This window comes from Sphingorhabdus contaminans, assembly GCF_007280415.1.
GTDB classification, from domain to species: Bacteria; Pseudomonadota; Alphaproteobacteria; order Sphingomonadales; family Sphingomonadaceae; genus Sphingorhabdus_B; species Sphingorhabdus_B contaminans.
Genome location: NZ_VKKU01000001.1, coordinates 951,236 through 964,409 on the forward strand (window position 1 = coordinate 951,236; position 13,174 = coordinate 964,409).

The 13,174-nt window shown below is 53.4% G+C and carries 12 protein-coding genes; 3 read left to right on the plus strand and 9 right to left on the minus strand.

Annotated elements, in window-relative coordinates; translation table 11 throughout:
- Positions 1 to 36 precede the first annotated feature (36 nt).
- Positions 37 to 813, plus strand: coding sequence for a nucleoside triphosphate pyrophosphohydrolase (gene mazG / locus FOM92_RS04655; protein ID WP_143775613.1), 777 nt, complete (start codon positions 37 to 39; stop codon positions 811 to 813).
- Here mazG and hflX read toward each other — a convergent pair.
- The 7 genes from hflX to dusB all read right to left on the minus strand — a co-directional run bounded on the left by hflX (position 810) and on the right by dusB (position 10,021).
- Positions 810 to 2,150 carry a GTPase HflX gene (gene hflX, locus FOM92_RS04660; protein ID WP_143775615.1) on the minus strand — a complete coding sequence of 447 codons (1,341 nt, stop codon included), beginning with the start codon at positions 2,148 to 2,150 and terminating at the stop codon, positions 810 to 812. The genes mazG and hflX overlap by 4 nt on opposite strands.
- Positions 2,147 to 2,644, minus strand: a complete 498-nt coding sequence (gene hfq, locus FOM92_RS04665) for an RNA chaperone Hfq (protein ID WP_143775618.1) — start codon at positions 2,642 to 2,644, stop codon at positions 2,147 to 2,149. Before hfq ends, hflX begins: the two co-directional genes overlap by 4 nt.
- Before the next feature lie 121 nt (positions 2,645 to 2,765).
- Entirely contained in the window at positions 2,766 to 4,163 is a 1,398-nt protein-coding gene (gene ntrX, locus FOM92_RS04670; protein ID WP_143775621.1) for a nitrogen assimilation response regulator NtrX, read from the minus strand.
- Between the two features lie 2 nt (positions 4,164 to 4,165).
- On the minus strand, positions 4,166 to 6,415 hold the full coding sequence (locus tag FOM92_RS04675) for a sensor histidine kinase (protein WP_143776315.1): 2,250 nt from the start codon (positions 6,413 to 6,415) through the stop codon (positions 4,166 to 4,168).
- 98 nt (positions 6,416 to 6,513) lie between these two features.
- The gene (locus FOM92_RS04680; RefSeq protein ID WP_143775625.1) at positions 6,514 to 7,935 is read right to left on the minus strand and encodes a sigma 54-interacting transcriptional regulator; all 1,422 of its coding nucleotides are present in this window, start codon (positions 7,933 to 7,935) and stop codon (positions 6,514 to 6,516) included.
- Positions 7,932 to 9,026, minus strand: a complete 1,095-nt coding sequence (locus tag FOM92_RS04685; protein ID WP_143775628.1) for a two-component system sensor histidine kinase NtrB — start codon at positions 9,024 to 9,026, stop codon at positions 7,932 to 7,934. Before FOM92_RS04685 ends, FOM92_RS04680 begins: the two co-directional genes overlap by 4 nt.
- A complete protein-coding gene (dusB, locus tag FOM92_RS04690; RefSeq protein ID WP_143775631.1) occupies positions 9,026 to 10,021 on the minus strand; it encodes a tRNA dihydrouridine synthase DusB in 996 nt (331 codons plus the stop codon). Before dusB ends, FOM92_RS04685 begins: the two co-directional genes overlap by 1 nt.
- A gap of 83 nt (positions 10,022 to 10,104) precedes the next feature.
- Between dusB and FOM92_RS04695 the strand changes: the two genes are divergently transcribed.
- On the plus strand, positions 10,105 to 11,256 hold the full coding sequence (locus FOM92_RS04695; protein WP_143775633.1) for a bifunctional 2-C-methyl-D-erythritol 4-phosphate cytidylyltransferase/2-C-methyl-D-erythritol 2,4-cyclodiphosphate synthase: 1,152 nt from the start codon (positions 10,105 to 10,107) through the stop codon (positions 11,254 to 11,256).
- Positions 11,253 to 11,765 (plus strand): CinA family protein, encoded by a 513-nt coding sequence (locus FOM92_RS04700; RefSeq protein ID WP_143775636.1) that lies wholly within the window; start codon positions 11,253 to 11,255, stop codon positions 11,763 to 11,765. The genes FOM92_RS04695 and FOM92_RS04700 overlap by 4 nt, the downstream gene beginning before the upstream one ends.
- Here FOM92_RS04700 and FOM92_RS04705 read toward each other — a convergent pair.
- Together FOM92_RS04705 and lipA are read right to left on the minus strand one after the other, a co-directional pair.
- Entirely contained in the window at positions 11,729 to 12,187 is a 459-nt protein-coding gene (locus tag FOM92_RS04705; protein WP_143775637.1) for a type II toxin-antitoxin system RatA family toxin, read from the minus strand. The two genes, FOM92_RS04700 and FOM92_RS04705, sit on opposite strands and share 37 nt — an antisense overlap.
- Before the next feature lie 17 nt (positions 12,188 to 12,204).
- The gene (lipA, locus tag FOM92_RS04710; protein ID WP_143776316.1) at positions 12,205 to 13,131 is read right to left on the minus strand and encodes a lipoyl synthase; all 927 of its coding nucleotides are present in this window, start codon (positions 13,129 to 13,131) and stop codon (positions 12,205 to 12,207) included.
- Positions 13,132 to 13,174: the final 43 nt, after the last annotated feature.

The window sequence follows — 13,174 nt, forward strand, 5'->3', positions numbered from 1 at the left end:
CATAATAAATATTATCGAACTAAATTTAGGTATGATATGAAACAGGCCGATATCACCCCTCTCACCGAAATAATGGCCCGGCTGCGCGATCCGGTTAACGGATGTCCGTGGGACATAAAGCAGAATTTTCGGACGATCGCGCCATATACTATCGAAGAAGCATATGAAGTCGCCGACGCTATTGAGCGCGATGAAATGGACGACCTGAAAGACGAGCTTGGCGATTTGCTGTTGCAAGTTGTCTTCCATAGCCAAATGGCCTCGGAAGCCGGAAGCTTTACCTTGCAAGATGTCATTGCATCTATTTGCGACAAAATGACCCGCCGCCATCCGCATATATTTGGGCATGTTACTGTAAACGAAGCTGCTCAGGTGTTGCAGAATTGGGAAAATATCAAAGCACAGGAACGAAGTTCGCATTCCGACGGCAGTGCCTTGGCGGGCGTAGCAAAAGCTTTACCCGCCTTGCTTCGTGCCCAGAAAATACAGAAGCGTGCCGCGCGGACAGGTTTTGACTGGCCCGATGTGGATGGAGCGAAGTCCAAGATATTTGAAGAATTGGAAGAAATTGAAAGCGCCAAGTCGGATGCCGAGCGGTTTGACGAAGTAGGCGATCTGTTGTTTGCAGTCGTCAATCTGGCCCGATTTCACAATGTAGAAGCCGAAGACGCCCTTAAACATGCAACTGCTAAATTCGACCGCCGTTTTCGTGCTATGGAAGATATAGCAGGTCCAGACTTCCCGGCGCTATCGCTCGACGACAAAGAAGACCTTTGGGGTCGGGCAAAACGCCAGGAAAAAGAGAGTGACTAACTCCCCTCCTCGTCTTTTGATTGCAACTTGAATTTCTTTTCGAACTGCCCCCAGAACTGCCGGCTCAAGGATACATCCAGATGAAGCGTGTCCTTTGTTTCACGCTTCACATCGACTTTCCCCCGTGCATGCAACCACGCCAATGCCGCGCCGTCGCTTGAAGGCAAAACAATTGAGTGCGTCACATTCTTCTTCGCGATCAAATTCGAAAGATGGAGCTTGAAATTCTCAATCCCCTCACCCGTCACCGCCGATACCAATAAAATATCTGAACTTCGCTGTGCAATTCCTCGCAATTCGGTCAATTTATCCACATCCAGCAGATCAATCTTGTTCCAGATCTCAACCATTTCAGGCTGCACACCGCCTTCAACATCGCTTCCGATCCCCAAATCGCGCAATATTGAGAGAACATCGTTTCGCTGTGCATCCGTTTCTTCATGCGCGATATCCCGGACGTGGACGATAATGTCCGCTGAGATCACCTCTTCTAAAGTCGCACGAAAAGCAGCCACAAGTTGCGTCGGCAAATCCGACACAAAGCCGACCGTGTCCGAGAAAATTGCCTTTTCCACACCCGGCAATGAGATTTCACGCATTGTGGGATCGAGTGTTGCAAACAACATGTCCTCTGCCAACACCGCAGAGCTCGTTAAACGATTGAATAATGTCGATTTACCGGCGTTTGTATAACCTACCAGCGCGATGACTGGCCATGGAGCACGCTTGCGCCGGGCGCGATGTAGGGAACGGGTCCGCTTTACTTCCTCCAATTCCCGCCGCAACCGCGCCATCCGGTCGCGTATCATGCGGCGATCGGCCTCAATCTGGGTCTCACCGGGACCGCCGAGGAACCCGAAGCCGCCACGTTGCCGCTCCAAATGGGTCCAACTGCGGACCAACCGGCCTGCCTGATAGTCGAGATGGGCAAGCTCGACCTGCAAACGCCCTTCTGCAGTAGCAGCCCGTTCGCCGAAAATTTCCAGGATCAAACCCGTGCGGTCAATCGTCTTGAGGCCCGTCTTCTCTTCCAAATTGCGCTGCTGAATGGCGGTCAGGGTAGCGTCGATCACAAGAAGGTCTATTTCCAAAGCACGGCCGGTCTCGGCTATTTCATCGACCTGCCCGCCCCCAAGCAATGTAGATGCTCGTGGATTCCGGACACGGTAGTGCGTTTTCCGCACAACATCCAAACCGATGGCAGACGCGAGACCCTCGGCTTCCGCTAATCGTGCAGTCGGGCCAACTGCCGCTTTCCCGGGAAGCTCGGGATAAATGATAAGAGCGCGGTCGCCACGTGCAAACTCGTCGGCGTCGCTCCGGTCAAAAACGCTCAATCATCGCCCTCGTCTAGGCCCTGATTATATTCGGCCAGGTTGACGGGATGTGCGGGCTGAACGGTCGACACTGCATGTTTGTAAACAAGCTGCGTCGTCCCATCGCGCTCAAGCAACAAAGAGAAAAGATCATATGCCGCAATAACGCCCTGAAGCATCACGCCATTCACCAAAAAAGTCGTGACTGATTCGCGTTTGTCACACATGGCATGAAGGAACACGTCCTGCAGCATCCCTGCCCTGTGGCTCGTTCGTGACATTAATTCTTCAAATAATGCACGATCTGGAGAGCTGGACGGCATAATTGTTGAAATCGAATGCTTGTATACAAGCTGCGACATTCCGTCGCGACGCAGTAAAACCGAAAAATTGTCAAACCATGTAACAACACCCTGTAGTTTAACGCCTTTCACAAGGAACATTGTTACCGGTGTTTTTGACTTCCGCAGGGAGTTTAGGAAGAGGTCCTGTAGACCGTTATTCTTTTCAGTCATTGTCATTATCCGATTATTTTATATTTATTCGAAAATGCTCCTGCACTTCATGGAAGATGCCCTTGCACGTACTCGGTGTAATTTACTTACATCAACAGCCATGTTTTCGCAATTGATGGATTCAGTCCTCTTCATCGCCTGCTTCATCGCCATTTTTGCGCACTGAAATGCCCAGCAGCTTGAGCTTACGATGGAGCGCGGACCGCTCCATACCGACAAAAGCAGCAGTTTTGGAGATATTGCCGGAAAAGCGTTTAATCTGGACACGAAGATATTCGCGTTCAAAAGCTTCTCGTGCCTCACGCAAGGGGGCGCCCATCAACGAAGTTACGTTATGTTCGGCGCCTTCATAACTATTGATGATTTCGGAAGGCAACATATCGGCCTCGATCCGGTGTATCCTGTTCGATGGCGCTAATATGATGGTGCGTTCGATAATGTTTCGTAACTGCCGGACATTGCCTGGCCATTCACAAGCCTGAAGAGCGGCCATTGCATCGTCGGAAATGACCGGCGGAGCGATACGGTGTTCGGATGCAAACCGCGCAGCATAGTGATTGGCGAGATCAGGTATATCTTCGCGGCGGCTTGCAAGTGGCGGTATTTCGACGGGCACCACATTCAGGCGATAGAACAAATCTTCGCGAAAACGTCCTTCCGCGATTTCCGTGGCGAGGTCGCGCGCGGTTGCCGAAACAAACCGGACGTCCACCCTGATTTGCCGGTCGCCACCGACGCGGACGAAGCTTTGATCGGTCAGGACGCGAAGGATCTTCCCCTGGGTCGTCCATGGCATGTCGGCAACTTCATCCAGAAACAGCGTGCCGCCGTGCGCCTTTTCAAGCATCCCGGCCTGAACCAATCTCCCGTCCTGTTCGATACCGAACAATTCTTCATCGAAACGTTCCGGTGATAGTCGTGCCGCGCTGACGGAAACAAAGGCGGATTCAGCGCGGGGGCTCCAACTGTGCAAGAGACGCGCAGCCACTTCTTTCCCGACCCCTGCAGGACCGGTAATCAGCATTCGGCTTCCCGTGCCTGACACCTTTTTCAGAGTCGCGCGGACTGTGTTGATGGCGCCCGAGGATCCGTTCAGTTCTTCTGCATGCCCCACTCTGGCCCTTAAGGATGCATTCTCTGCCCTCAAACGTTCGGTTTCGGTCGCCTTTGCCACCAGATGGAGAAGTTTGCCCGCTTCGAAAGGCTTTTCGATAAAATCTACTGCACCTTGTGAAATTGCCGCGACAGCCGTGTCGATATTTCCATGGCCTGAAAACACGATAACAGGGATCTGGGGATCACGGCTTTTGATTGCCTTCAAAAGCTCGATACCATCCATGGACGAGCCACGCAGCCAGACGTCCAGCAATATGAGCGAAGGTAAACGCTCATCCAAAGCCGCGAGCGCTTCGTCCGCTGTTGCAGCCGTTCGTGTTCCGTATCCGTCATCATCGAGAACGCCGGAAACCAGATCACGAATGTCCTGCTCGTCATCTACAATTAAAATATCCAGAGCCATGTCTAAGCTTTGTCCTCTGCCAATTTACCTTGACCACCCGCCTTTAAGTCGGAGCCAACTTTTTCCGCCACCATTAGTGGCGCAAACTTCAGTGATACGATTGCCCCTCCCCCCGGCGCATCCCGCAAAGAAATTTCCCCAAAATGTTCTTCAACGATTTTCTTGACGATCGCCAAGCCCAAACCGGAACCTGTCGCGCGGTTCGTTATATAGGGCTCCATGATGCGATCGCGATCTTCCGGCAGACCGATACCATTGTCTCCAATTTCAATGGTTATTCTCCCATCGTTTTCGACGATTTCTGCCGTGATTGCGCCTTCTGCAGGGTTGTTCTTTTTCCGCTCCTGTATCGATTCCACTGCATTTTTGAGGATGTTCGTAATCGCCTGTCCTAATTGACGACGGTCGGAAATAAGCATTGGTGCAGTAGCAGGCGGGTGGAAACGAAACTGAATATCAGGATGCGCCACTTCAAACATGAAGACCGCATGCCCCACAATATCCTGCAGATTCTCATTTCGGAAAACCGGTTTGGGCATACGCGCAAAGGAAGAAAATTCGTCTACGATGTTCCGCAGATCGCCAACCTGCCGAACGATTGTGCTGGTCAACTGTTCGAATACCCCGCTGTCCTGCTCGACCTGTTTGCCGAAGCGCCGCTGCAAGCGCTCTGCAGCCAATTGAATAGGTGTCAGGGGGTTTTTGATTTCATGCGCTATCCGCCTCGCAACATCCGACCAAGCTGCACGCCGTTGGTCTGCCAACTGCTGACTGATATCTTCAAAGGTGACAACAATGCCCTTTTCACGCTGGGTAGCCTTTACCGCTACGGTCAACGGTTCCGGCCCATCACCTAATTGAACAACTCCACGCGATCTATCTTCGGTTAGTTCGGCGAGAGCAGGAGCAACCGCCTTGAAATTCAGCCCCACGATCGTTTGCGCTTTACCGCGGAGCATCTTTTCCGCCGTGGAGTTAGCCAGCTCAATTTCACCATTTTCATTGACCGACACCACCCCTGCCGAAACAGATTCAAGAACCGTTTCGATGAAAATTCGCCGCTCGCCCAATTGGTGGTTTGTTGCCAGCAAAGCACCGGTCTGCCGTTCAAGCCGCTCTGTCATGCGATTAAATGACTTGGACAGGAAACCGACTTCGTCGGCCCGATACTGGTCTTCACTAACCCGCGCCGAAAGGTCGCCATCGGCAATTCGTTGCGCGGCATCGACAAGATTGTTGACCGGTCGAACGAGACGGTCTGCTACCCTTAAGGCTATCCATAATGTGATGCCGATGATCAGCAATGAGACTACATAGAGAGCAATGTTAAACTGGAGCTGCAGCGCGCGGGATCGGGCGACCATCTTGTCATAATCCTGCAGTACGGACTGCGCTTTTTCCCCTAATTCAAAAGACGGCACGGAAAGTGCGCGGCTTGCATATAAATAGCTGCGCGGGGAATCGAACAATACCGTTACGACCTCGATACGGTCGGTGCGGTTGGTGACGACAGTGCCCTCCCCTGCTTGCAATTTGCGCAGGATGTCTGGCGCGATCCATTCTTGTGTACGGTTCTGGTTTTCTGTCGCAACGGCTTCGGTGCGCTGGATTCCATCAGCCCCGACTGAGACAATAGCGGATTCGCTTAGTCGACGACGGAATACCTGTTCAAAATAATAACTGAGAAAGGCGGGGTCATCAGGGCGCGTCTGGCTCAGTGCGGTGCGAAAATCGCCGGCCATAGTCAGGGTTTCGTCACCGACATCGCGCGCGTTGACTTCGTAATATCCCTTGGCCAGCTCGCCGGCGTTTTCCAGCATTCCCCGTGCGGAACCCGAAAACCAGAATTGGACGCCGCTCTGAAACAGAAGAGATGCAAACACCACTAACAGCAATGTCGGGACGGCCGTTATCGCCGAGAAAATCGCAACAAGGCGGACATGGAGAAGCTGTTGGCTATCAATATTGCTGCCGACCGCACGACGCAAAGCGATACGCCTGCCAAACAGCACCAACAGCAAAGTGGCAGGAAGCAAGTTGGCAACAAGCATCGTGGCCGATGCGGCAGGAGACAAAGGTTCAGACTGCGGACCCTGATCCAGCAGGATATAAGCTGTTGCTCCGGTAATGAGCAACAGCAGCAGGGCACTGCCTATTTCCAGAAACTTGATCGACTGGCTGTTACCCAGAGCGTATACGATGAACTGAAGGGAGCGTTTGGCAAGCGACTGCCCTTGCTCATCCTGGATCATCGGGGTTGTTGCCATATTGCCACTGTGGCACCGAAAGCGTTGCCTGAAAAGCACAAAATAGTGACCGAAAAATCACATTGTCGTGCAAGTGGGTCGCTTCACCCTCCCTGCCCGGTGCCAATTCCGTAATCGGTCAACTTTTTGCGTAGCGTGTTGCGGTTGATCCCGAGCAGCGCTGCTGCTTTGAGCTGGTTTCCTTTCACCTGCCGCATCACATGCTGAAGCAGCGGGGTTTCGAATTGGGCCAGCGCCTTTGGATAGAGTTTATCGCGCGATGTCCCCCGCAATTTATGATCGCGAAGAAATTGCACGACCGCGGCTTCGAAACTGGCGCCCTGAACGGGGGCATCAGATTCTGGCGCGCTTTCCACATTTTGCGCAATGGTAGCCTCGGTGATTGTATCCTCACGGCACACCAGCGCCAGTCGATAAACAAGGTTCCGCAATTCCCGGATGTTGCCACGCCAGGGCATCGTCATCAGCGCTGCGATGGCGCTGTCGTCGATTTTGCGCAAAGGCAGTCCGTCCTTTGCCGCCAGTAGCAGGAAATGCTGCGCGAGAAGGCCAATATCATCGGTCCGGTCACGCAAGGGAGGCATGTGGATCGGCACTACATTTAGCCGATAGAACAAATCCTCCCGGAATTTACCGCTCGCAATCAGTTCCTCCAGCTTTTGGTTGGTTGCCGCGATGATGCGGACATCAAGGCGGATACTAGCCTTTCCGCCGATACGGCTTATGACGCCACTTTGCAGCGCACGTAGCAGACGCGTTTGCGCATGCTTGGGCATGTCGCCGATTTCGTCGAGGAACAAGGTCCCGCCTTGCGCCTGCTCAAAGCGACCTATGGCCTGGCCGACGGCACCGGTAAATGACCCCTTCTCATGCCCGAACAATTCCGCCTCGATAAGTTCGCTCGGAATAGCGGCCATGTTGACGGCGACAAAAGGTCCGGTTTTGCGATGGCCCAGACTGTGGATGGCTTCGGCCACAAGTTCCTTACCAGTGCCACTTTCACCGGAAATCAGCACGGAAAGATCGTTGCGGAGCAGGCGTGCGACCATCCGGTATACATCCTGCATGGCAACACTTCGCCCGATCATCGGCAGATTGGCTTCAGACAGCGTATCCGTAACACTCTCCGGAACCGAACGGCGCTTATCGATACCTTGTTTAACTGCCAGCACGAGATCATTGAGATCAAAGGGCTTGGGGAAATATTCGAAAGCATTGATTTCGCTCGCCCGCACAGCCGTCTCAAGCGTGTTTTGTGCGGACATGATGATTACCGGCATATCCGGCATATTGGCCATAACCTCTTTCAAGGTTGCCAGACCATCGCTGTCTTTCAGTACAACGTCTGTCAGCATTAGATCGAAATGGCCGTTTGCGAGCGCGGCATCACGCGCACTGACGGAATCGCAAATCTGGGTATCGATACTCTCAGCCGTCAATGCAGCACTGACGACCAGGCCAATCGATGCATCGTCCTCTACGATAAGGACTTTGGGATTATTCATGTTTCACCCTTCTTTGATGCCACCGGCAAAAACAACCGGAACACCGTTCGCTCTTTCTGGGTATCACGCTCGAACACAATGCGGCTGTTCATCTGCTGCACAAGGTTACGCACAATGGCGAGCCCGAGCCCCTGACCATCCCTTTTCGTGGTCACGAACGGCGAGAATAGTTCATCTTCGATATGTTGGGGCACGCCAGGGCCATTATCGGAAATGGCGATTTCGACCGGCAGCTTGACGGTCCTCCGCTCCATATCGGCTTCACGCAATGCTCCGCTCATGACAAAGCGCGTAGAAATACCGATGACGCCATCCAACCGGCCCTTGAGAGCATCGACGGCATTTTGAAGCAGGTTGATCAAGATCTGGACCATACCGTCCGCATCGATGACTACTTCGGGCAAGGAGGGGTCATAGTTGATCGAAAGTTCCGGCATCGCCCGGTTCGCGGCACGCAAAGAGCGGATAGCCCTTTCAATGAGCAGATGGACATTCGCAGGTGCAAGTTCGGGTTCTTCGGACCGGCTTAATTTCTGCATCTGGTCGAGCAGTCGGGCGATACGGTCCACCTCGTTCACGATCAGTTCGGTCAATGGCTGATTTTTCTCATCCACATGACGGGCGAGCAATTGGGCCGCACCCTTGATACCCGCGAGCGGATTTTTGATTTCATGCCCGAGGATAGCCGGGGCACCCATTGCCTGCTGCTGACCGCTGTCTTTCTGTTCGCCAATATGCTCCCTCCCCCCGTGGCGGGGTGAAATGATAGCGATACGCCAATCCGTTTCGCCCGGTAAAAGGGAGATATTGATATCCACGGTTATGCTGCCATGGGCCGACTTTAATTCCATGTCCTGCGCCGAAATATCGTTTTCGGACGAGGTAAGCGCATTGTTCATACGCTCACTATCAAAGCGCAGGACAGCCGCCGTGGGCTGCCCTTCAAGACGCTTGCGGCTCCGCCCAAAAAACGCTTCGCTCGCGTCATTTGCGTAGGCGATACTGTTATCGGGAGCAATCAGCAGGACGGGAACAGGAATATTGGCCAGAACATGGCCATTATCCGGTCTGCTCCCCCCGACATTCACCATCAGGCTGCCGTACGTGTCAGGAATGGCTCATAAAAGCGGGTGAGCTCGTCAATAACCACTTCCGCATCATCAATGCGGTTGACGAAGTTCCGGAATTCTGCGGATCCGGTAAGCCCCTTTGTATACCACCCGATATGTTTGCGCGCGCAACGAAGACCCACGTCACTGCCATAATGATCCAGCATCGCCCGATAATGTTCAATGATGAGTTCATATTGTGCGTCAATGTTCGGATCGGGCAACGTTGTACCGGTGCGGAACCAATGCATCATCTGCCCCAACAGCCACGGTTTGCCATAGGCGCCACGCCCTACCATGACTCCATCCGCCCCGCTCTGCTGCAAAGCAGTTTCAGCGTCCGCTATGGTGCAGATATCTCCGTTCACAATTACCGGGATCGATACCGCCTCTTTTACCTTGCGTACAAAGGCCCAATCTGCAGATCCTTTGTACATCTGGTTGCGCGTGCGGCCGTGAACGGTGACGAGTTTGGCGCCAAGATCTTCCGCAATATGGGCAAGTTCTGGGGCGTTGAGACTGGAATGATCCCAACCCATCCGCATCTTGACGGTCACGGGAACAGATACTGCCTTTACCGTCGCCTCAATCAGGCTGGCAGCAAGGGGAAGATCGCGCATCAAGGCAGAACCAGCATCCCCGTTCACCACTTTTTTTACCGGACAACCCATATTGATGTCGATAATTGCGGCACCCCGATCTTCATTCAATCTCGCCGCCTCACCCATCTCATAGGGTGTGCAGCCAGCCAGTTGCATCGAAACCGGCTCTTCAATCGCATCCCATTCGCATTTCTGAAGCGACTGGCGCGTTTCACGAATCATCGCTTGGCTGGCGATCATTTCCGTGACGTTCAAGCCAGATCCAAAACGCCGGACTATCTTCCGGAAAGGCATATCGGTGACGCCCGTCATCGGTGCCAAAATGACAGGACAGGCGATCTCAATATTGCCAATATTTATCGGTGAAAGTTTCATTGTGCCAACATTGCCTAAAATTTAGGCAGGCCGTTACTCGGTTTCGGCTTGGCGTGCAACAACGGGATAGCTAAGGCGCGGCAATGGCCTTAAGTCCACATATTGTTGCTCTGATCGTCGCAGCCGGTTCAGGCAGTCGCGTGGGTGGGGACATTCCCAAACAATTCCGCGTTGTAAATGGTCGCCCCATGCTGGCGCACAGTTACGCTACGCTTTCCAAACATGGCGAAATCGGAACGGTAGTTGTTGCTATAGGTGATGGACAGGACGGTCTGGCGAAAGATGCGTTAGACGGCCTGCCCACTCCGGTGTTGGTGCAAGGCGGCCTAACACGGCGGGAAAGCGTACATCACGGGCTCGAGGAAATCGCACGTCAGGGTGGCGCGGATTTTGTCTTGATCCACGATGCGGCGCGGCCGTTTCTTCCAGAGTCCGTGATCGATGACCTCATCCGTGCTTTGGATACTTCTGCCGGTGCGGTTCCTGCATTACCTGTCGTGGACAGCCTTTCGCGCGGAGACGATATGTTGAGCGAGACCGTCGATCGGTCTCAATTGTGGCGTGTACAGACCCCACAGGCTTTCCATTTTGACGCCATTCTCGACGCTCATCGTTCCTGGACCGGCGAAGAACCCACAGATGATGCCCGGATGTTGATGGCGAAGAACGGGAAAGTCCGCATCGTTCCGGGTTCGGAGCGTTTGTCCAAATTTACATTTTCGACTGATTTTGCAGGAAATGATATGACCCCCACCATCCGCAGCGGCACAGGCTTTGATGTGCACCGCCTGGTTGCAGGCGAAGAACTATGGTTGTGCGGGATCCGCATTGCACATGACAAAGGCTTATCCGGGCATAGTGATGCAGATGTTGCCATGCATGCCCTGACCGACGCCATTTTGGGTGCGCTGGCCCTTGGTGATATCGGCGATCATTTTCCGCCTTCCGACCCGCAGTGGAAGGGGGCATCATCAGACCGGTTTCTCAAGCATGCTCTGACACTTGCCACAACTGAAGGTTATGTCTTGGCGAACGCGGATGTAACAATCATATGTGAGGCCCCTAGAATAGGCCCGCACCGTCAGGCGATGCGTATACGGCTTTCAGAAATAATGGGCGCCGAGCTGTCGCGCATATCGGTTAAGGCGACGACCACAGAATTGCTTGGCTTTACAGGGCGCGGCGAAGGTATAGCGGCGCAAGCGATCGTGACATTCGAGAAATCCAACCCATGAAATCCGTACTTCCCCAAAAAATAGCCAAACTTGCCGAACGTGTTGTTGCCGAAAACAAGGCTGCGGGACGTGTTATTGCAACCGCGGAAAGTTGCACAGGCGGTCTGGTCGCTGCGGCGATAACCGAGATACCCGGCAGCAGCGCTGTCTTGGGTAGCGGCTTTGTTACTTATTCGAACGAAGCCAAAATGAAGATGCTCGACGTCAACGCCGACATTCTTGACACCTTTGGCGCTGTATCCGTTGCTGTTGCATGGGCGATGGCACAGGGCGCGCTTAAAAAAAGTGGCGCCGATATAGCTGTGGCAATCAGCGGCATTGCTGGTCCCGATGGCGGTTCCGAGAAAAAGCCGGTCGGCACAGTTGTTTTCGCTGTCGCTGAAAAAGGGAAAGACGCGGAAGATATGGTCGGGGATAAAATTCAGTTTGGATCGGACAAAAGCCGTGCCGATATCCGCGCCTACGCGACCCTTCATGCGCTTGGATTGCTGCTCCCGCCGGAACCGTAAAGTTTGTCCGCCCGCTCGATAAAAGCGGACGTCATTTTTCTTAACGCAGAGTCAAAAAACTGTCCCGCCAAAGCCTCGAACATTTTGTTTCGAAACGAAAAATCGACGGTAAAGTCGACCGTGGATCCACCTTGTGGCAAATCCGCAAATTTCCACGCATTATGGAGATGCTTCATTGGCCCGTCGAGATAATCGACGACTATCGATGATTTCGGCGTTTTGAGAACACGGCTGCTGAAGGTCTCGCGCAAGGATTTAAAGCCGACGACCATGTCGGCGAGCATTTCATGTTCATCATCCTTGCGTATACGGATTGCACTGACCCAGGGTAGAAATTCGGGATAGCGTTTTACGTCGGCCACCAGATCGAACATCTGGCCTGCACTGTGTGGCAGAATACGTTGCTCGTGATGGTGCGGCATGCCCCTGCCCTTTATCGCTATCCAGCCTTGGCCAGCTGTGCCGCCCGTGCGTCACGCATCTTGGCGAAATCTTCGCCTGCGTGATAGCTCGAACGTGTCAGCGGGCTTGATGCGACAAGGAGGAAGCCCTTCGCACGAGCAATGGCCGCATAAGCATCAAAAGCCTGCGGCGTTACAAAATCCATGACCTTCGTATGTTTGGGAGTAGGCTGCAAATATTGGCCCATGGTCAGAAAATCGATATCGGCGCTGCGCATGTCGTCCATGACCTGATGCACTTCCAGTCTTTCTTCACCCAAACCCAGCATCACGCCTGACTTGGTGAATATGGAAGGATCATGCCGTTTGACCGACTCAAGCAACCGTAGTGACGCATAATAGCGCGCGCCCGGGCGTATCGTGGGATAGAGGCGCGGCACGGTTTCGAGATTATGGTTATAGACATCGGGTCGTGCAGTCACGATTGCTTCGACTGCGGCTTCCGCTTTATTGCGGAAATCCGGGGTCAGAATTTCAATTGTGGTTTCGGGTGTATTCCGGCGCAGCGCTTCGATAACTTTAACAAACTGGCTCGCGCCGCCGTCCGGCAAATCGTCCCGATCAACCGATGTGATAACGATATGCTCCAGCCCCATTTTGGCGGCAGCAATGGCAACATGTTCAGGCTCTAACGGATCGACCGCCTTCGGCATGCCTGTCTTCACGTTACAAAAGGCACAAGCTCGGGTGCACACATCACCCAAAATCATGACGGTTGCGTGCTTTTTCGTCCAGCACTCACCAATATTCGGGCACGCAGCCTCTTCGCACACCGTATTCAGGTTCAAATCGCGCATCAAGCGGCGGGTTTCGTTGAAACCGGCGCTTGTCGGCGCCTTTACGCGAATCCAATCGGGTTTACGTTCGCGCGGAGCACGTTCAGGCGGTGTAACGGGTGCATTCATGGGGTCCAGATAGCGACGCAACAGCTACTTGCCAACTGCAACT

Excerpts from the sequence above, each read along its gene's own strand:
- FOM92_RS04675 (WP_143776315.1), bottom strand. The coding sequence starts at position 6,415 with ATGATCCAGGATGAGCAAGGGCAGTCGCTTGCCAAACGCTCCCTTCAG.
- dusB (WP_143775631.1), bottom strand. The coding sequence starts at position 10,021 with ATGAAACTTTCACCGATAAATATTGGCAATATTGAGATCGCCTGTCCT.
- ntrX (WP_143775621.1), bottom strand. The coding sequence starts at position 4,163 with ATGGCTCTGGATATTTTAATTGTAGATGACGAGCAGGACATTCGTGAT.
- FOM92_RS04700 (WP_143775636.1), top strand. The coding sequence starts at position 11,253 with ATGAAATCCGTACTTCCCCAAAAAATAGCCAAACTTGCCGAACGTGTT.
- lipA (WP_143776316.1), bottom strand. The coding sequence starts at position 13,131 with ATGAATGCACCCGTTACACCGCCTGAACGTGCTCCGCGCGAACGTAAA.
- mazG (WP_143775613.1), top strand. The coding sequence starts at position 37 with ATGAAACAGGCCGATATCACCCCTCTCACCGAAATAATGGCCCGGCTG.
- hfq (WP_143775618.1), bottom strand. The coding sequence starts at position 2,644 with ATGACTGAAAAGAATAACGGTCTACAGGACCTCTTCCTAAACTCCCTG.
- FOM92_RS04680 (WP_143775625.1), bottom strand. The coding sequence starts at position 7,935 with ATGAATAATCCCAAAGTCCTTATCGTAGAGGACGATGCATCGATTGGC.
- FOM92_RS04705 (WP_143775637.1), bottom strand. The coding sequence starts at position 12,187 with ATGCCGCACCATCACGAGCAACGTATTCTGCCACACAGTGCAGGCCAG.
- FOM92_RS04695 (WP_143775633.1), top strand. The coding sequence starts at position 10,105 with ATGGCCTTAAGTCCACATATTGTTGCTCTGATCGTCGCAGCCGGTTCA.
- FOM92_RS04685 (WP_143775628.1), bottom strand. The coding sequence starts at position 9,026 with ATGGTGAATGTCGGGGGGAGCAGACCGGATAATGGCCATGTTCTGGCC.